Annotated in this window: 15 protein-coding genes; 13 read left to right on the top strand and 2 right to left on the bottom strand. The window is 58.1% G+C overall.

Going from position 1 to position 17,886, the window contains the following annotated elements; all coding sequences use genetic code 11:
- Positions 1 to 87: 87 nt before the first annotated feature.
- The 7 genes from OZX73_RS01560 (at position 88) to OZX73_RS01590 (ending at position 8,014) form a co-directional block, all read left to right on the top strand.
- Positions 88 to 450 (top strand): type II toxin-antitoxin system RelE/ParE family toxin, encoded by a 363-nt coding sequence (locus OZX73_RS01560; protein WP_277150001.1) that lies wholly within the window; start codon positions 88 to 90, stop codon positions 448 to 450.
- The gene (locus tag OZX73_RS01565; RefSeq protein ID WP_277150003.1) at positions 443 to 715 is read left to right on the top strand and encodes a helix-turn-helix transcriptional regulator; all 273 of its coding nucleotides are present in this window, start codon (positions 443 to 445) and stop codon (positions 713 to 715) included. The genes OZX73_RS01560 and OZX73_RS01565 overlap by 8 nt, the downstream gene beginning before the upstream one ends.
- A gap of 607 nt (positions 716 to 1,322) precedes the next feature.
- On the top strand, positions 1,323 to 2,891 hold the full coding sequence (locus tag OZX73_RS01570; protein WP_277150005.1) for a phosphatase PAP2 family protein: 1,569 nt from the start codon (positions 1,323 to 1,325) through the stop codon (positions 2,889 to 2,891).
- A 48-nt stretch (positions 2,892 to 2,939) separates the two neighbouring features.
- Positions 2,940 to 3,833, top strand: coding sequence for a lysophospholipid acyltransferase family protein (locus OZX73_RS01575; RefSeq protein WP_277150007.1), 894 nt, complete (start codon positions 2,940 to 2,942; stop codon positions 3,831 to 3,833).
- Between the two features lie 45 nt (positions 3,834 to 3,878).
- Positions 3,879 to 4,877 carry an NAD(P)H-dependent glycerol-3-phosphate dehydrogenase gene (locus tag OZX73_RS01580; protein WP_277150009.1) on the top strand — a complete coding sequence of 333 codons (999 nt, stop codon included), beginning with the start codon at positions 3,879 to 3,881 and terminating at the stop codon, positions 4,875 to 4,877.
- Positions 4,878 to 5,008: 131 nt separating this feature from the next.
- The gene (locus OZX73_RS01585) at positions 5,009 to 6,400 is read left to right on the top strand and encodes a D-alanine--D-alanine ligase family protein (protein ID WP_277150011.1); all 1,392 of its coding nucleotides are present in this window, start codon (positions 5,009 to 5,011) and stop codon (positions 6,398 to 6,400) included.
- Between the two features lie 117 nt (positions 6,401 to 6,517).
- Positions 6,518 to 8,014: a CPBP family glutamic-type intramembrane protease gene (locus tag OZX73_RS01590; protein ID WP_277150013.1), complete on the top strand. Its 1,497-nt coding sequence runs from the start codon at positions 6,518 to 6,520 to the stop codon at positions 8,012 to 8,014.
- A gap of 98 nt (positions 8,015 to 8,112) precedes the next feature.
- Here the strand turns inward: OZX73_RS01590 and OZX73_RS01595 are convergent, their stop codons facing one another.
- Together OZX73_RS01595 and OZX73_RS01600 are read right to left on the bottom strand one after the other, a co-directional pair.
- Positions 8,113 to 8,865 carry a mechanosensitive ion channel domain-containing protein gene (locus OZX73_RS01595; protein WP_348519459.1) on the bottom strand — a complete coding sequence of 251 codons (753 nt, stop codon included), beginning with the start codon at positions 8,863 to 8,865 and terminating at the stop codon, positions 8,113 to 8,115.
- Positions 8,866 to 8,916: 51 nt separating this feature from the next.
- Positions 8,917 to 9,714 carry a TetR/AcrR family transcriptional regulator gene (locus tag OZX73_RS01600; protein WP_277150018.1) on the bottom strand — a complete coding sequence of 266 codons (798 nt, stop codon included), beginning with the start codon at positions 9,712 to 9,714 and terminating at the stop codon, positions 8,917 to 8,919.
- Positions 9,715 to 10,218: 504 nt separating this feature from the next.
- On the opposite strand from OZX73_RS01600, the gene OZX73_RS01605 reads away from it, so the two are divergent.
- The 6 genes from OZX73_RS01605 (at position 10,219) to OZX73_RS01630 (ending at position 17,841) form a co-directional block, all read left to right on the top strand.
- On the top strand, positions 10,219 to 11,547 hold the full coding sequence (locus OZX73_RS01605) for a beta-propeller fold lactonase family protein (RefSeq protein WP_277150020.1): 1,329 nt from the start codon (positions 10,219 to 10,221) through the stop codon (positions 11,545 to 11,547).
- Between the two features lie 179 nt (positions 11,548 to 11,726).
- Positions 11,727 to 11,921: a 50S ribosomal protein L28 gene (rpmB, locus tag OZX73_RS01610; protein WP_277150022.1), complete on the top strand. Its 195-nt coding sequence runs from the start codon at positions 11,727 to 11,729 to the stop codon at positions 11,919 to 11,921.
- A 346-nt stretch (positions 11,922 to 12,267) separates the two neighbouring features.
- Positions 12,268 to 12,945 carry a transaldolase family protein gene (locus tag OZX73_RS01615; protein WP_277150024.1) on the top strand — a complete coding sequence of 226 codons (678 nt, stop codon included), beginning with the start codon at positions 12,268 to 12,270 and terminating at the stop codon, positions 12,943 to 12,945.
- A 302-nt stretch (positions 12,946 to 13,247) separates the two neighbouring features.
- A complete protein-coding gene (locus OZX73_RS01620; RefSeq protein ID WP_277150878.1) occupies positions 13,248 to 14,129 on the top strand; it encodes a glycyl-radical enzyme activating protein in 882 nt (293 codons plus the stop codon).
- A gap of 189 nt (positions 14,130 to 14,318) precedes the next feature.
- On the top strand, positions 14,319 to 15,065 hold the full coding sequence (locus tag OZX73_RS01625) for a DeoR/GlpR family DNA-binding transcription regulator (protein WP_277150026.1): 747 nt from the start codon (positions 14,319 to 14,321) through the stop codon (positions 15,063 to 15,065).
- Positions 15,066 to 15,414: 349 nt separating this feature from the next.
- Positions 15,415 to 17,841 (top strand): glycyl radical protein, encoded by a 2,427-nt coding sequence (locus OZX73_RS01630; RefSeq protein ID WP_277150029.1) that lies wholly within the window; start codon positions 15,415 to 15,417, stop codon positions 17,839 to 17,841.
- The last annotated feature ends 45 nt before the right edge of the window (positions 17,842 to 17,886 follow it).

The raw sequence follows: 17,886 nt of genomic DNA on the forward strand, positions 1-17,886 counted from the left end.
TCGACAGACAAGAGAGGTGAACGAAGTGAACTTGCAAAACATATCAAAAATGATACTATCAAAATTGATAACTGAATAGGTGACGTCATGGATGATTTTGAAGTTGAATTTTATGCGTTGCCTGATGGTACCGAGCCGATGTCGGAGTTTCTGAATTCATTACCGAAAAAAGTGAGGGTAAAGGCATCCAGAAGCATTGCTTTGTTGCGTCAATATGGCAATCGACTCAGAGAGCCTGAGTCCAAATATCTGGATGACGGGATTTTTGAGCTGAGGAGCAAGCAGTCGACCAATACCGTGCGTTCGTTTTACTTTTTCATCGAGGGACGAAAGATTATTATGACGCACGGGATTGTGAAGAAGCAAAACAAGACACCGCCGGCCGAGTTATTGAAAGCCAAGAAGTATAGAGATGACTGGTTGAGAAGGAAAGGATTGAAACATGGATGATTTGGATCGGTTCCTTGAAGAACAAATGCGTGATCCCGAGTTTGCCAAGGAGTATAAGCGGCTGGAGCCTGAGTACCAGCTGAAATCCGCTCTCATCGGCGCTCGTATCAAGGCCGAGATGACGCAGGAAGAGCTGGCAAAGCGTTGTGGGCTCAGGGCGTCGAATATTTCCCGGATTGAAAGTGGACGCTCCGTGCCGTCGGTAAGAACGCTTTGGAAAATCGCCAAAGGGCTGGGCCGTAAGCTCAAGATCGAGTTCGTGTGAGCCTGTTGCGAACGGCGCTGTTGCGTGGTTACGCTGCAGGGATAGCGAAAACACAGAAACGCACAATCGGTTTGTCGAATAGACCAAATTGTGACATTTCGTGTGCATTACGGGCGGGAAGAAAACGTTAGCTACCAATAGCGCACAAACGTCGTTTTCGGTTTGTATCCGCCGGCTGGATGGTACATAATATGAATTACAAGAACAACTGAATAGGCAGATCCACAAAAAGACAAGGTCTCGATGACTAATACGTTGAACGGGCCGATGATGAAGCTTACCGTTGCAACGATGGTGTTGTGAAGAAATCTGCTTTTAGTTTGGGCTTGTGGGAGACCCGCTTCGGCGGGTCTCCTTTTACGTTCGGCGGGTTTGTTGCGCTGCAGGTGGCTTGCGGAAGACGCTGCCGTTGGGTTGTAGAACAGAACCGGGTTATAGATCAGAATATTGGTTGATAACCCCTTGTCAATCGGACGATGATGTACTCTGCGAAGCCTGCATCCTGACAGTTAACTCCACTTCGAACTTTCTGGAGACTTGTGGAAATTCCGACCTGAGATGCGCGCGAGGGCACGCTGGTAGTCTGCGCCATCTAGACTTGGGCCTTATGACTGACGATTCCATCGAAGCGGCCAAACCAACCGATAGCTCTTCCAATCCCGAGCCACAGCGCCCGGCGCAACCGCGCGTCGCGGTGCCGGCACCCCCGCAGGTGCAACCGGCGATACCGGAGAAGAAGCCGGCGCAAGGGTCTGGTCAAACTCCGACGCAGAGCTCTGGGCAGACCCCTTCGCAGGATTTCCAACGTACCCAGGATTCTGCGCAAACACCGTCACGGGATTCTGGACATGTGACGACCCAAGATTCCAGGCAAGTCCAAAGGCCGGAACAGAGGTCGGCGCAAGATTTTCAGCAAGTGCAAGGTTCCGCGCAGGCGCTATCGCAGGATTCTGGGCAAATGACAGCGCAAGAGTCTGGGCAGCCTGAGCAGAGTACAGCGAACGGGCCTGAGGACGTGAGCTTTGTGGCGTTCGGCGGCGATGATGGGGCCTTTATGGCCAAAGTCCCGGAAGATGGTGCTTCCGCCGACGGAGTCGATTTCATTGGGTTCGGTGATATGCCTTCCGACGGTGCGGTGAGCAATGCCGACGCCAATGTCGATGCTGTCGCCGGTATCGCCACGGTCGCTGATCTCGATACGGAGTCGGGCGCCGGTTCGGTTGGAGAAGCGGACGAGGTCGAGAAAGGCCTGGCCCAGATCGACCCGCTGACCATCCACCCCAGGGTGTCCAGCTGCGTGCTGGCCCTGGTGCTCGCGCTGGTCTGCCTCGCGTCGGCCGCCGGAATCTACTGGTTCGGCGTGCACACGTTGAATGGCCAGAGTTTCGATGAGATCGTCTGGAACGGTTTCGCTGGCAGTATGCCGGGCTGGCTTGTCGCCATCTCCCGCATGCTGAGCAACCGATTGGTGATACCAATCATCAGCCTGGCGCTGGCGCTCATCGCGTTCGTCGTCGCCGCGGTGCGCAAGCGCTGGTGGCTGGTCGGCCAGATGGCCGTCTTCGGTGTGGTGGCTTACGGCGCTTCGTGGCTCAAGCGCCTCCTGCCGCGCCCGTTCCTGATGAACATCACGTCTTCACGCAGCAACACCGCCCCGTCGGGCCATACGTTGCTGGCCGTCGCCTGCGGTCTGGCTCTGCTCGTGGCCGTGCCCCGCGTCTGGCGCGCAGTGGTGGCGCTGGTCGAATCCGTTTATGTCATCCTCGTCGCGGCCTCGCTGGTGGTGGGCCATTGGCACAGGCCGTCCGACGTCCTAATGTCGTTGCTCATCGGCGGCGGCCTGGTAATGCTCACGCTCGTCTTCACCCGCAAATCCGGCATGGACAGCCCCGGCAGCCGCGTCTCGTCGGCGAGCATACAGATTGTCGGCAGCGTGATGATCACGTTCGGCGTCGTCTCCTGCATCTACGCCGCCTACCTGCTTTGGCAGATTTACCCCGGTCTCGCGATGAGCGCGGCCTGGGCGAAAAACGGCGCATGCACGCTGACCATGGCCGCCATCATCGGTGTGACTTGCCTGATGTTCGGCCTCACGCTCGCCTTGCGCCAGTTGACCGCCTCGCCCCTGACTCGCCTCGGCCTGGTCGGTGCGCCTCCCGCCCCGCCCGAGGAGTGATGACGGGTTCGGCGCCCACACTTCGCCGCCCCGAGGCACAATAGAGCCATGACTTCGAAAGGAAAACCGTCGCCGCGTTCGGCCGTGAAACCCTTGAGCGACGCGCAAGTGGAGCTTCTGGGCAAGCGTCACCATTTGGTCGATCCGACGCAATACCTCCCAACCGGGCCGCGCAAAGTGAACACCGCCGAGATCGAGGCGCAGAATCCGAAAGGGACCAAACGTCTGCTTGACGCCGTTTCCATGGTGCTCCGTGCGCACAGCAAGGTCTACGCATGGGGCCTCGAGCACGTTCCCGAAACCGGCCCGTTCATCACAGCCGCCACGCATGTGACGATGTATGACGTTTTCATTCCGATGGACGCGCTCTTCCACATGGGTCGTCGGCCGCGTTATATGGCCAAGGCCGAGATGGCGCACTGGCCGATCATCGGCAAGTGGTTCCAGCTGGTGGGCATGCAGCCTGTGCCGCGCCGCAGCGGAAAGGCCGTCGAGATCGAGAAGGAATCCATCGACATCCTCACTTCCGGCCGTCCGCTGACCGTCTGGCCGGAAGGCACGCTTTCGCGCGACCCGCTCAAATGGCCGATGAGCCTTAAAGACGGCGTTGGCATCATCGCCCTCGAGTCCTCGCGTCGGCTCGGTTACCAGATACCACTTTATTGCGCCGTTACGTGGGGCGCGGCGAGCATCAACCACTGGTGGCCTTGGCCGCGTAAGAACGTGGTGATGTGCTACGACGACGTGCTGGATTATGGCGATTTGCTCAAAGGCAGCGATTCGTGGGGCGTCGAGCCGCCGATGGAGCTGGTGACGGAATTGACGACACGCATCCGCGAGCGGATGGAGACGATCATGGCCGAGATCCGCGGCGAGCAGCCCCCGGCCGAGGGCTATTGGGATTTCCGGACGATGAGCCGCAAGCCGCGTAGGAAGGGATAGCTCTGCCACTACTATGGATGAGGTTGCGATGCGAAGGAGCAGATTATGAAGGTGACGGTACTCGGAGCGGGCGCGTGGGGCACGGCGTTCGGCCAGGTGCTCGCGGACGCGGGCAACGACGTGACGATGTGGGCGCGCGAGCCCGAGATCGTCGAGGGTATTCGCGACCACCACTTCAACGGCGTGCGGCTCCCCAGCGTCAAACGCCTTCCTGAAAATATGACCGCGACCGGCGACAAGGCCGAGGCGGTGAGGGATGCGCGGATCATCGTCGTCGCCATCGCGGCCCAGCACGCCCGTGAAGCACTGGAGCCGTTCGCGCCGCTGATTCCTGGTGACGCCATCGTCGTCTCGCTGATGAAGGGCATCGAGCGCGTCAGCGGCAAGCGCATGGACGAGGTGGTGCGCGAGGCGTTGAACGGCCTGCCTGCAGGGCGTTTCGTCGCGATTTCCGGGCCGAACCTGAGCAAGGAGGTCGCCGCCCGCGAGCCTAGCGCGACCGTGGTGGCCTGCGAGGACATCGACAACGCCAAAACCGTGGCGCAAGCCTGCCGGACCCCGTATTTCAAGGCGTTCGTCACCACCGATGTCATCGGCGTGGAGATGTGCGGGTCGCTCAAAAACGTGGTGGCGCTCGCGGTGGGCATGGCCCGCGGCGCGGGCTACGGCGAGAACACCGCCGCGATGATCGAGACGCGTGGCTTGGCCGAGCTTGCGGCGCTGGGCAAGGCCGCGCACGCCGAATCCAAGACATTCCTAGGCCTCGCTGGCGTGGGCGACCTGATCGCCACCTGTGGCTCGCCGCTGAGCCGCAACTACACCTTCGGCGCGAACCTCGGCCGCGGCATGAGCGTCGAGGAGGCCACCAAGGTGAGCAATGGCGTGGCCGAAGGCGTGCCGACCACCGAGGCCGTGGTACGCATGGGCGCCGAGCTGGGCGTCCAGACCCCGCTGGCCAGTGCGATGAACGACGTTTTGAAGCGCGGCCTCACCTGCGAGCAAATGCTCCACGAGCTGGTCAAGGGCGACGTCACAGAGGAATAGTGATACAAACAGCATTCCTGTTCGTGTGCTCTGCATCGGCTTTGTGAATGAGATGTGTGCCCATCGGAGTGTTGCTTTCGCACCGTGTACGCTTGGATTGCAGATTTGGTTTCGAGGCAAAGCGAGGGAATATGCGTAAGCGGCGCGTGGTGGTTCTGTATGGTGGCAAGGCTGATGAGCATTCGATTTCCTGCATTTCCACGGCGGGGGTGCTCAAGGCGATGGACACCGAGCGGTTCGAGCCGGTTCCCGTCGGCATCACCAAGGCCGGCGAATGGGTGATGGGCGGCACCGATCCGCGCGATTTCGATGTGGCGGATGGCGCGATGCCGACCGTCGCCGGGCCTGACGCGGACGACGCGGTCAAGCCCGTGGTGCTGGATATGTCGCGTGGCAACAATGGTTTCTATGCGCGGCAGAAGGATGGGACGCTCACCTCGCTGGGCTATGTGGACGCGGTGTTTCCCGTGCTGCACGGGCCGTATGGCGAGGACGGCACGGTGCAGGGCCTGCTGGAGATGATGGGTGTGCCGTATGTGGGCTGCGGCGTGTTCGCCTCGGCCGCGTGCATGGACAAGGCGTTCACCAAGGTCATTCTTTCGCAGGCGGGTATTCCCGTGGCGCCTGGAGTCACGGTCGATACGCGGGACTTTGCTGGATTGGGCGGTGTGGGCTCGTCGCAAGCCGAGCGCGATGCCGACGAAGCTTCCGTCTCTTCCGCCTTATCTTCCGCGTCGGCGTCGGCACGTGACGCGTTGAAATCCGTTCTTCCGACATTCCTCAAGGATTCGGATGATTCGACATCGATGCAAGAGGATCAATCGAAGTCCGTCGCTCCGGAATCCTCTGAAGATACGAATACTTCATCGTCAGTGGGCGCGGGCAATGAATCAAAGTCCGTTCCTCCGGCGTTCGTCGAGGGAGCCAAGGCGGTGATGAAGCGTATCAAGGCGGCGAAACTGCGCTACCCGCTGTTCGTCAAGCCTTCGCGGTCCGGGTCGAGTTTCGGCGTGACCAAGCTGGAACGCGTCGGGGACGCCGACGAGCTGGCCGCGGCGCTGTTCGAGGCGTCGCACCATGACTGGAAGGTGCTCGTGGAGCAGGGCATCGACGGACGCGAGATCGAGTGTGCCGTGCTGGCCCCGAAGGCGGAAGACGAGCCGAAGTCGGCGCTGCCCGGCGAGATCGTGCTTGACCACCGCGCCGAGGGCGACGACCAGTTCTACGATTTCGACAGCAAATACACCGATTCCGACGCCTCGCACGTTGAAGTGCCGGCGAGCCTGCCCGCCGAGACGCTCAAGCGGGCGCAGGACGTGGCGGTTCGGGCGTTCAAGGCCGTCGACGGGGCGGGGCTTTCGCGCGTCGACACCTTCGTCACCAGGCGCGGCGAGGTGATGGTCAACGAGATCAACACCATGCCCGGGTTCACGCCGATTTCGATGTATCCCAAGGCCTGGGAGGCCAGCGGGGTGAGCTATACGGAACTGATCACCCGTCTCATCGAGGGTGTGTTGCGCTAGGTTTGGATGATTCGATATTGGGGGATGTTGGTCCTTGATGATGGAATAAGGAATACATGCCTCCGCATTCTCAATGAATGTATTACGTATGGATGAACCGAAGGGACTTGCGCGCACATGAACGAAGATGATTTCTCCAAAGAACAAGCTCCTGATTCCGGCCAACCGGGGCAGCCGGAGCAGCAACCCCAATATTCCCAATACCAGCAGCCGTATCAGCCGCGGTATGCCCAGCCTCAGTATCAGCCGTACCAAGCCAATCAATATCAGCCGTATTCAGGTCAGCCGAACCAGCCGATGACCCAGCCTCAATACCAGACCTACCGATATCCGCAGTCGCAAGCTCAGCCGTATCAGTACCAACAGTCGTATCAGTACTCTCAATCGCAATATCCGCAGCCCCAGCCGTACCAGTACCAGCAGCCGCTATACGCACAACCCCAGCCCCAGCTGTATCGGTACCAGCAACCGCAGTATCCGCAACCGCAATTCCAGCTGCCGCTGTATCCCCAGCCGTCGCAGTATGCCCAGCCGCAATACATGCAACCGATGCCGCAACGCTATGCTTACGCACGACCGGTGTCGAACGGCTTCTGGTACCAGCCGGACCCGGCTCGCCAGGCCGCGTTCTCCCGCTGGCTCGGCAACGTGCGCAAGCATTTCTCGACCATCGGCTTCACCCTGACCATGGTCATTCTGGTGTGGAACGTGCTCGCCTTCGCTGTCGGCCAGGTGGTGTCGATGGTGGTCGACCCGAAGAAGCTGCCGACGTGGGCCGAATTGCTGGTGGGCAACGGCCCGCTGTATCTGGTCGCGATTCCGCTCTCGTTGCTGATATTCCGCACGGTGCCGAAAGTCAAACGCAAGACAAGCGATATGGGCGTGGGCATGTTCCTGACGCTGATGGCGATATCGTTCCCGATCTCCTATATCGGCAGCTGGATCGGCTCCTTCCTCTCCGCGCTGTTTTCCGCCGGCCATGCGCAAAGCAGCATCGACAATCTGATGCAGGGCCTCGACCCGCTGAGCCTGGTGCTTTTCACCGTCATCATCGGCCCGATCTTCGAGGAATGGCTCTTCCGCCGCCTGTTGATCGACCGCATCCAGCAATACGGCGAGAAAACCGCGATCCTGGTCTCCGCCTTCGCCTTCGGGCTGTTCCATGGCAACCTGTTCCAGTTCTTCTATGCCTTCGGTTTCGGCTTGCTGCTGGCCTACGTCTACGTGCGCACCGGCAAGCTGCGTTACACCATCGCCATGCACATGACGTTCAATTTCTTCGGCGGCTTTCTGCCTCAGGCGGTCTACCTGCCGATGAGCAAATCCACGATGAAGGCGGTCACTTCCGGCTCCAGCGCGGCCTACAGGAGCGTGTTCGCCTCCGGCCACGGCGCCGAGCTTATCCCGCTGCTGGCCTACGATCTTTTCATCGTGGTGATATTGATCGTCGGCGTCATCCTGGCCATCGTCAACCGCAAGAAGCTCGTCTTCTTCACCGCTCCCGAGGAACTGCCGCGGGGCGTGCGGGCGAGGACGGTGCTGGGCAATCCCGGGGCCATCACATTTGTGGTGGTATGTGCGTTGGTAATGGTCTTGGCGCTGTTCAATGTATGACGAAACGCTGCGTTGGCATGCTTTTCGTCGCAGGGAAAGGAAAACCGCACAAAAAGCACCGAAAAGAGCCTAAAAAGGTGCTTTTTGTGCGGTAACGTTCAGACGATGAAGTCTTCCTTGGCCAGCGTCCGCACCGCGCAATCGCGGACGCGCGCCTGGTCGATGCCGGGGGTGGCGAAGAGCAGCGCCTCGCCCTGAACGCCGTCGGCGGAGAAACCGGTGAAGTTGATTTGCGGCGGGTTCCTGCGGTCGGTGATGTCGGCCGTGGCGCTTTTGAGCACCGCGACGATCTGTTTCGCAGCGGTTTTCAGGTCGGTGCCGGATTTCACGGTGAAGGCGACCTTGACGCAGGCCTCGCCCTCGCGGGTGAGCCGTTCGAGCGCCGAGGTGTTGAGCACGGAATTGGGGATGATGAGCTGGTTGCCGTTGCGCTCGCGCACCACGGTCTGCCTCCAGGTGATGTCCTCGACGGTGCCGGTGACGCCTTGGATGCTGACCTGGTCGCCGGGATGGATGACATGGCCGATCATCAGCCCGAAGCCGGAGATGACGTTGGCGATGGTGTCCTTGAGACCCAGCGAGATGGCGACGCCTCCGACGCCGAGAGCGGTGACGATGGTGGTCGGATTGATGCCGAAAACCGGTTGGAGCACCATGGCCACCGCTATGGTCCAGATCGCGACCAGCGAGAGGTTGATGAAAATAGACGCGTTCGGAATACCGGAATGGTGAAGAAGTTTTTTAAGGCCGCGAGAAACCGCTTTTGCCCCCACAAAAGCGACGGCCAACACGACAACAAAGAAGATGATGCGACTGTCGTGCGCTTTAAGCCAGTCCAACAGTATTTCCATAAGGCTTTAGCTTACCCCCGTTAGCTCCGCCCCTCGGACCGGCGAATGGAATCAGGCAGCCGAATGGCTCATGTCTCCCACAAGCTGTGGACTGCCGTTGAAGCCATCGAGATGCTGGTGCTGCATGTTGTGCAGGTCCTCGAGCAATGCGTCGACCTCACGCTTGAAGTCCTGGTCGGTGCTTTCGGCTTGGGCGATGCTTCTGAGCAACGAGCTGTCGCCCTTCTCGAGCGCGCTGCGGAACATCTGCACCCAGAAGCCGGGCATGCTGTCGCCGGAAACGGACATGTAGAGCGTGCGGGCCACCACGGCGGCGTCCAGATTGCTCCACTGCTCGACCGTGGTCTCCTTGGAGAGCTTGGGCCACATGCCCGAGATCGCCAGCAGGCCGCCGACGGAGAACTCCAAGAGGACGTCCTGAGTGATGGTCATGTTGCGGTCGAGATGCTGCCAGGCGATGAATCCGTCGCGGATGGCGTCATGGACGGTGAAGATGAGGAACGGCGAGCTGTGTTCGCTGACAGTCAGCGACAGGCGGTCGAGATAGATACGGTTCGCTGGAACTCCGATGAGCTGCATGACGATACCGTTCCAAGCCTTCGACGGGTCGATGGTGAATTCGGGCAGGGCCCTGTTGATGTTTTCGACAGTGTGTTGGATTGCGGATTCGGCCAGGTTGTTGAGCTTGCAGTAATGGTAGTAGAAAGAGTTACGGTTGACGCCAGCGATGTTCACGATGTCGGTGACGGTGATCTTGGGATAATCGCGCTCCTCGAGCAACTTCCAGAACGCATTTTCCATGCGTGTCGTCGCCGGCAATTGATTTGAGTCTTGTCGGGGTCTAGACATTTTGATGCCTCCTGATATTTGAAGAAAATTCCTTGTAAAGAATTTCTGTACTGATTCTAAAGGATAGTGGTCGCTTAGAGGCGCAAAAACCCGAATATCGCGTAGAGAAAACACAAAGATTTAACAGTATAGACACAGGTGTGCATACTAAACCGGTCAAATCTGTGGCACCTGCGGCTCTCTTTACGCAATACATACTCATATTATAAACCTAAACGTGATGAAAATCACATATTTTTCAAACGTTGATTTTAATTTGATATGGACACGTAAGGAAGATAAATTAACAGTATGGATATGCAGGGTTTTCGGCTACTCGTTGGTGGGTTTGGCTCGTTACATCACCAGCGTAGCAGAGGCGTTGAACGTTATATACTGACGTTGCCTAATTATGACGCCGCCGAGGGTAGAAAAAGGATTGACTACATCGGCGATTCTTCGGGGTCGAACGTTGCTGTCGATGTTGACGATAGGCAACATGACCATTTATTGTCGCATTCGCCGATGATACGTCCTGCGGGACTCGCGGCGGACGTGCCGTCGCCGACATGGATGCTGCGCGAGGGGCACACCGTTTTCGCGGTGCTTGAGGATTCGGACGAGGTCGTTTCGTTGCGCATTGAGCCTGATGGGACGGGTGCGGATACCGGTGCGAAAAATGTGGCGGATGTGGCAAATAATGGCAACAATGATGGCGATGAAGATGCCGATAAGTCGTGGAATAGGCGGACTGGCAACGATACGGACGTCCAAAGCGACGGCAATGGGGTGAGGCTGACCGAGATTTCGCGCGTCAAGCTTCCTGCCTCTTCGGGGCCGACGCACGCCGCGATCGCCGTGGACCCGCAGCTTGGCCGTCATCTGATCACCGCGGATTACGCTGATGGCACGGTTTGCGTCTTGCCGATCGGCCCAGGCGATGTGTTGGGGCCGGTGGCGCAGGTGCTGCACGGCGACCAGGAGCATCACGGACCGTTGCCGGCGCAGGAAGGGCCGCATGCGCACTGGATCCTGCCGTTGGCCGATGGGCGGGTGCTTTCCACCGACCTCGGCGCCGACCGGATTTACGTGCATCATTGGGAGGGCGCGCGTCTGGTCCGCACCGGTTTCGTTTCGCTGGCACCTGGCACCGGGCCGCGCGACATGCATGTGCTGCCCGGGCCGTCCGGGGAGTTCGGGCCTGCCGACGATTGGCGCGTCGCCGTCGTCGACGAATGGGGCTGCACCGTGACGGTGCTTGAGCCTGTCGGGACGGATGACGAAGACGTTGAAGACGCTGGGAATGCTGGAAGTATTCGAACCGTCGGCGACGCTGACGTCCCGCATGGCAATACGAATGATGCCATAAATAATGATGCCATAAATAAGGACGGCGATAAAGGGCAGGCGGAGGAATTCTGGGTGGCTCAGACCGTCAGCCTCGGCGGTGACGAAGGCGAGCGTCCCGATCAGGCCGCTTCCCTGGCGTTCGTACCCGATGCCTTGCGTCCTACCGAAAATGCCGATGACCAGGATTCCAAGGTGTCGCTGTTCTCGCGTGGTTTCGTGTACGTCGGCCTGCGCGGCTCCGAACGCATCGTGATGTTGTATTGGGATGGCAACAAGCTGAGCCGTCTGGCCCCTGAGGCCGAACCGGGCTGGAAGGGCCGCGGCGTTTCCAGCTCAGGCCGGCGTCCGCGCCATATCGTGGCGATCGGCAACATGCTGGTGGCCGCCAACGAGGTCAGCGACAACCTGAGCTTGTTCCGCGTGGCCGCCGATGGCGAACCCGTCCACCTGTCCGATTGCACGGCCGGTTCGCCGACGGTGGTCCTGCCGCTGACGGGTGTCTAGAGGCTCGTTCGGATGGTGGGGCGTTGATCATCCGGCCTTGTCGAAGAAGCCTCGTAGTCGGCTGTCTTGCTCTTGGTCGGCACCGGTTGTATACTTGATAAGTTGTGTGTCGCTGTTGTGCGCCAAAACGCAGGATGACGGCATCAAGACTTGCAAGTCAAAAGTATAGGGAGTCCATTATGGCAGCTCGTTGCGCAGTGTGCGGCAAGGGACCGCAGACCGGTTACAGCGTTTCGCATTCACATATCCGCAATAAGCGCACCTTCAGCCCGAACCTCCAGCCGGTTCGCACCACTATCGACGGACAGAACGTTCGCGTTCGCGTGTGCGCCAAGTGCCTCAAGGCCGGCAAGGTTCAGCGCGTGGCCGCGTGAATCGCGAGTAGCGAATAGTTAATTTCCAAGCCTCCGTACGTCTTGCGGCGTCGGAGGTTTTTTCATGCCTGCGTGTCGGGAGTCGACAGCGGGGCGGTTGCATTGAAGCGCGTCTGTTGACGGGGTTGAAGGCTATCATATGAGCTATAGCGTTGGCTCATGTGAGATTTTGCCGGAATGCAGATTTGTTCGGGAAGCATCGTGGCTCGATGCCCCTGCGGACGGTTATTATGCGTTCTTCGATGTATCGTCCAGTGCGACCGGGACCGGCATCGTCGAACAGGGTGGCGGACGCTGTGACCGCGATTCATATCGCCTTGATGTTTTCAAAGAAAGGAAAACAACGATGAAACTCATCATTGATGATGCAGACACCCAGGCCATCAAACGGTTGGTCGAGTATTATCCGATTGATGGTGTGACCACCAATCCTTCGATTCTGGCGAAGGCCGGTCGGCCTCCCTTCGAGGTGTTGCACGAGATCCGTTCGATTATCGGGCCGGACCGCGAGCTGCACGCCCAGGTGGTGGCCAGGGACGCCAAGGGCATGGTGGCCGACGCGCACCGGATCGTCGAGGAGCTGGGTGACAACACGTTCCCCAAGATTCCCAGCGTTCCTGAGGGGTTCAAGGCGATGAAGCAATTGGCTTCCGAGGGCATCAACGTCACCGCGACCGCGATTTACACGCCGTTGCAGGCGTTCATCGCGGCGAAGGCCGGCGCGGTGTATGCGGCGCCGTACGTCAACCGCATCGACAATATGGGGTATGACGGGGTCGCCGTCGCGTGCAAGATCCATGACATTTTCAGAGCCAACAATCTGCGTTGCGAGGTCCTGGCCGCAAGCTTCAAGAACTCGGAGCAGGTGCTTGAGCTGGCTGTCCATGGCGTTGGCGCGGCGACGGTCGCTTCCTCGATCATTGATTCGTTGACGAAGAACGCGGCGATCGACGCGGCTGTGGACGATTTCGTGGCCGATTTCGAGGGCCTCGTCGGCCCCGGCAAGACCATGGCGAGTATTTGAGCCCGGTTCGATAGCCTTTTGTAAGGCCGAATCCGGGATCTGTATTTTATGCGGATTCGTGTTCCGGGTTCGTGATTATCGCTAAGCAGCGGCTCAGGCGCGCCTCTTTGGTGAGCGGAATAACCCATGTCCGTTTCATCAAAGAGGCGCCGTTTTTATGCTATGTCGAATATACTCTTTCAAATCTTGCTTTATCTTCGAACGTAAGTTATATTTATTTTGAACGTAATTTTCAATAATGAAAATTATGCTCTGACCATCGTTCGAAAGAGGCAAAGTTGGAATCCGCGATCGTTTTCAATGTGCAGAAGTTCAGTCTTAACGACGGCCCCGGCATACGGACCGTCGTCTTCCTGAAAGGATGCCCATTACGCTGTGGCTGGTGTTCCAATCCTGAAAGCCAAAGGAAGACCCCTGAAATCGAGTGGGACGAGCGGTCTTGCAAGGGTTGCGCCGCTTGTGATAATCTCGCCCAAAAAGTAGGTTTCATCAAAACCGGCTCGCGACGAGGGCCGGACGTGACGCGTTTGCAAATCGGGCAAGCGCAGGTCGACGCGGCATTGAGGGATTGCCCGGGCTTGTCCATAATCGGACAAAACCGCACGAGTGACGACGTGCTCGCCGAATGCCTTCAGGACGAGCCGTTTTATGAGGAAGGCGGTGGAGGGGTCACGCTTTCCGGCGGGGAACCGTTGGTTTGGGGCCATTTCTGCATCGAATTGCTCGACAAACTCAAGGACCATGGCATCGATACCAGCATCGAGACGACCGGTCACGTACCGGAGAAGGTTTTCAGGGCCGCGGTGAACCACCTCGACCATATCTTCATGGATATGAAACAATATGATACGAATCTTCATAAGAAAGGCACGGGTGTCGGCAACGAGCTGATTCTTAAGAACATGGCATACGCCGTCTCGACTGGCAAGGATCTTCTCATTCGTACGCCCGTCATCCCTGGATTCAACGACTCGCTCGATGACGCCAAGGGCATGGCCCGTAAACTCAAGGAAATGGGTGTGAAGAGAGTTCAGCTTCTGCCGTTCCACAATTTCGGCGAATCGAAATACGAATTGTTGGGGCGTCAAGACTATGCCTTCAAAGGCGTTCCCAATACGCATCCGGAGGATATCGAGGATTTCAGACAGGTGTACCTCGATGAGGGTGTGGAGGCCTTTTTGTGAGCATGCGTTTCTTCGATGTCTTCTAGCGGTGTATGCTCAGCGTCTCAACCATCGATGGCCGACGAGGATGGTGGTTTGGTAAGAGGATTTGCTTCCGTTTGAAATCGTTTTGCTTGTCGTTGCGGGGCTCCGGTGTTAGGCTGGAAATATAGGCACAAGCGTGAACCTGATGATGGAAGGCGTTTAGACATGGGAACGAGGACGAACCGCATTCTTGAGCTGCTTACCGAACATAAACGCATAGAGGTCACTGCGCTTGCCGACGATCTCGGGGTATCCGAGGTGACCATGCGCAAGGATTTGAGCGAGCTAGAAAAGCGCGGCATCATCGATCGCGAGCATGGTTTCGCGGTGTTGAAAAGCGCCGACAACATGGAAAGCCGTCTGGCATACCATTACGAGGAAAAGCTGAAAATCGCCAAGCGCGCGGCCGAGTGCGTCCATGACGGGGATACCGTCATGATCGAAAACGGCAGCACTTGCGCTTTGTTGGCCGCCGAGCTGGTCTCCACGAAAAACGACCTCACCATCATCACCAACAGCGCGTTCGTCGCCGGATACGTGCGGGGCAAATCCCAATGCCAGATTATTCTTTTGGGTGGCATCTACCAACAGACGGCACAGGTCATGGTCGGGCCAATGGTCGAACGTTGCCTGAAAGGGATGTATGTCGACATTCTTTTCGCTGGTACCGATGGGTACAGCGAGGAGACGGGATTCGCCAACCGGGATTCCCTGCGCGCTGAAACCGTCCGCGATATGGCGCAACACGCGGGCCGCGTGGTCGTCGTCACCGAAAGCAGCAAGTTCTCGCGACGCGGCACCGTCCCGCTTGAATTCGGCGACAAGGACGTGGCCACTTTCACCGACGACGGTCTTTCCGATCCGGCCAGGAAAATGTTGGATCGGCATGGCGTCGATATTGTCACGGTCTGATATTTCGCTGTAGGAAAATTTTGATTTCGATGTTGGCGCGAAGCCGCTGATTCCCTGTCGATTTTTCAATCGTACCCAAAATGGGTATTGGACAGGCGTTGATGTCAAAAGTGTTGAACGATGATTTTTTAATCGCTCCAAGGTATTTGCAGCAAGTCGTTCATCGTTGTCTTTTTAAGAGCAATCGTTTTATGGACATGAACAAAGCCCGTCTCTTAAAGAAGTAGAATCGAAAGTAATTTATTTACGAACAAAAGATAAATCAGTTACGAAATTGACAAATATACTTCCTTTCGTTATTCTGAAGCTGAGTAAGTGATGTAGCTTACATTTATGAAAGGAAAGTACGATGAGTGATTCACATTTTGGAAAGCTCACTGACAGGATGAACTCTTTCCGTGATCAGCTGTTGGATACGGTTCCGCAGATCGACGTCGATCGCGCGATGATCACCACCAAGGTCTACCAAGAGCAGCAGGACCAGCCCCTGGCCATCAAGCGTGCGATCATGCTCAAGGAAATCCTCGAGCAGATGCCGATTTTCATCGAGCCTGAGACGGTCATCGCCGGAAATCAGGCTTCGAAGAACCGTTCGGCGCCGATCTTCCCCGAATACGCGATGGATTGGGTCATCGACGAGCTCGACCAGTTCGAGAAGCGCGACGGCGATGTCTTCACTATCACCGAGGAGAACAAGGAGAAACTGCGCTCCATCTACCCGTTCTGGAAGCACAACACGCTCCAGGACCGCGGGCTTGCGGCGTTCCCTCCCCATTCCAAACTGTTCTATGATCTCGGCATCATCAAGTCCGAAGGCAACATCACTTCCGGCGACGCCCATTGCGCGGTGAACTACGCAGGGTTGCTGAAGCTCGGATTGAAGGATTACGCCCGTCGCGCCCAGGAGAAGCTTGATGCGCTGGATCTGACGGATTACCGCAACATCCACAAAAGCTATTTCTATCGGGCGATTCTCATCGTCGTCGACGCGGTCAAGGAATTCGCCGGTCGATATGCGACATTGGCCCGCCAACAGGCGGATGAGTGTGCGCAAAAAGGAGACGAGCGCCGTGCCGCCGAACTTCGCGGAATGGCCGAAGCCCTCGACCACGTTCCGTACGAGCCGGCGCGCACCTTGCGTGAGGCGGTGCAGTCGGTGTGGCTGGTCCATCTCACCTTGCAGCTCGAGTCCAACGGCCATTCGCTTTCCTACGGCCGCATGGACCAATATCTCTGGCCATACTATGAAAACGATCTGAAAACCGGCCGGATCACGGCGGACGAGGCCGATGAGCTGATGTGCAATCTGTGGCTCAAGACCTTCACCATCAACAAGGTCCGCCCGTGGAGCCACACCCAGTTCTCCGCGGGTTCGCCGCTCTATCAGAACGTGACGGTCGGCGGGCAGAAACTGGTGAACGGGGAGCCGCGGGACGCCACCAACCCCATGAGCTGGCTCATCCTGAAGTCCGTGGCCCAGTGCCATTTGACACAGCCGAACCTCACTGTCCGGTATCACGAGAACCTTCCCGACGATTTCATGAACGAGTGCATCGAAGTGGTGCGCTGCGGTTTCGGCATGCCGGCGTTCAACGACGACGAGGCCATCATCCCCAGCTTCATCGAGAAGGGCGTGGCCCGCGAGGACGCCTACAATTACTCGGCCATCGGCTGTGTGGAGACGGCGGTGCCCGGCAAATGGGGCTATCGCTGCACCGGCATGAGCTTCCTCAACTTCCCGAAGGCGTTGCTGATCGCCATGAACAACGGCGTCGACCCGCAAAGCGGCAAGAAGCTTGTCGAAGGCACTGGCCATTTCAAGGACTTCACGAGTTTCGACCAGGTCATGAATTGCTGGGACAAGGTCATCCGCGAGATGTGCAGGCAATGCGTCATCATCGACGCGACTTGCGATATGGTGCTTGAGCAAGACACGGCTGACATCCTCTGCTCCTGCCTGACCGACGATTGCATCGAGCGTGGTTTGAACATGAAGGAAGGCGGGGCCGTCTACGACTTCATCTCCGATTTGCAGGTGGGCATCGCCAACCTCGCTGATTCGCTGGCTGCCATGAAGAAGGTGGTCTTCGAAGAGAAGAAGGTCACCCCCGAAGAGCTTTGGGACGCCATGCAGGCCAATTGGCAGGGTGAGAAGAACCAGCATATCCGCGAACTGATGAAGGCCGCTCCAAAGTATGGCAACGATGACGATTACGTGGATTCGCTTGTTCGTCAGGCCTACGACATCTACATCGATGAGATGAAGAAGTACCACAACACCAGGTACGGTCGTGGCCCGATCGGTGGAACCTATTACGCCGGCACCAGCTCGATCTCGGCGAATGTGCCGCAGGGCGCGGGCACCTTGGCCACACCCGATGGCCGCGCTGCGGGCGAGCCCCTCGCCGAGGGTTGCAGCCCCTCGCATTCCGCGGATCAGCACGGACCGACCGCAGTGTTCAAGTCGGTCTCCAAGCTGCCTACGGATGACATCACCGGCGGCGTGCTGCTCAACCAGAAGATGACTCCGCAGGTGCTTTCGAAGGTCGAGAACCGTCAGAAGCTCGCTTTGCTGACCCGGGCGTTCTTCGACAAGCTGCACGGTTACCACGTGCAATACAACGTCGTCTCCCGCGAGACCTTGCTGGATGCGCAGGTCCATCCGGAAAAGCATCGTGACCTGATCGTTCGCGTCGCCGGCTATAGCGCCTTCTTCGTCGTGCTGTCCAAGGCAACCCAGGACGACATCATCGAACGGACCGAACAGACGCTGTGATTCGCAAGCCACGGTTATCAAGATGTTGGTAATGAAAGGAAACAA

This window comes from Bifidobacterium sp. ESL0775 (assembly GCF_029395475.1).
Classification (GTDB): Bacteria; Actinomycetota; Actinomycetes; order Actinomycetales; family Bifidobacteriaceae; genus Bifidobacterium.

Excerpts from the sequence above, each read along its gene's own strand:
- OZX73_RS01625 (WP_277150026.1), top strand. The coding sequence starts at position 14,319 with ATGGGAACGAGGACGAACCGCATTCTTGAGCTGCTTACCGAACATAAA.
- OZX73_RS01580 (WP_277150009.1), top strand. The coding sequence starts at position 3,879 with ATGAAGGTGACGGTACTCGGAGCGGGCGCGTGGGGCACGGCGTTCGGC.
- rpmB (WP_277150022.1), top strand. The coding sequence starts at position 11,727 with ATGGCAGCTCGTTGCGCAGTGTGCGGCAAGGGACCGCAGACCGGTTAC.
- OZX73_RS01590 (WP_277150013.1), top strand. The coding sequence starts at position 6,518 with ATGAACGAAGATGATTTCTCCAAAGAACAAGCTCCTGATTCCGGCCAA.
- OZX73_RS01575 (WP_277150007.1), top strand. The coding sequence starts at position 2,940 with ATGACTTCGAAAGGAAAACCGTCGCCGCGTTCGGCCGTGAAACCCTTG.
- OZX73_RS01630 (WP_277150029.1), top strand. The coding sequence starts at position 15,415 with ATGAGTGATTCACATTTTGGAAAGCTCACTGACAGGATGAACTCTTTC.
- OZX73_RS01560 (WP_277150001.1), top strand. The coding sequence starts at position 88 with ATGGATGATTTTGAAGTTGAATTTTATGCGTTGCCTGATGGTACCGAG.
- OZX73_RS01615 (WP_277150024.1), top strand. The coding sequence starts at position 12,268 with ATGAAACTCATCATTGATGATGCAGACACCCAGGCCATCAAACGGTTG.
- OZX73_RS01585 (WP_277150011.1), top strand. The coding sequence starts at position 5,009 with ATGCGTAAGCGGCGCGTGGTGGTTCTGTATGGTGGCAAGGCTGATGAG.
- OZX73_RS01565 (WP_277150003.1), top strand. The coding sequence starts at position 443 with ATGGATGATTTGGATCGGTTCCTTGAAGAACAAATGCGTGATCCCGAG.
- OZX73_RS01595 (WP_348519459.1), bottom strand. The coding sequence starts at position 8,865 with ATGGAAATACTGTTGGACTGGCTTAAAGCGCACGACAGTCGCATCATC.
- OZX73_RS01600 (WP_277150018.1), bottom strand. The coding sequence starts at position 9,714 with ATGTCTAGACCCCGACAAGACTCAAATCAATTGCCGGCGACGACACGC.
- OZX73_RS01605 (WP_277150020.1), top strand. The coding sequence starts at position 10,219 with ATGATACGTCCTGCGGGACTCGCGGCGGACGTGCCGTCGCCGACATGG.
- OZX73_RS01570 (WP_277150005.1), top strand. The coding sequence starts at position 1,323 with ATGACTGACGATTCCATCGAAGCGGCCAAACCAACCGATAGCTCTTCC.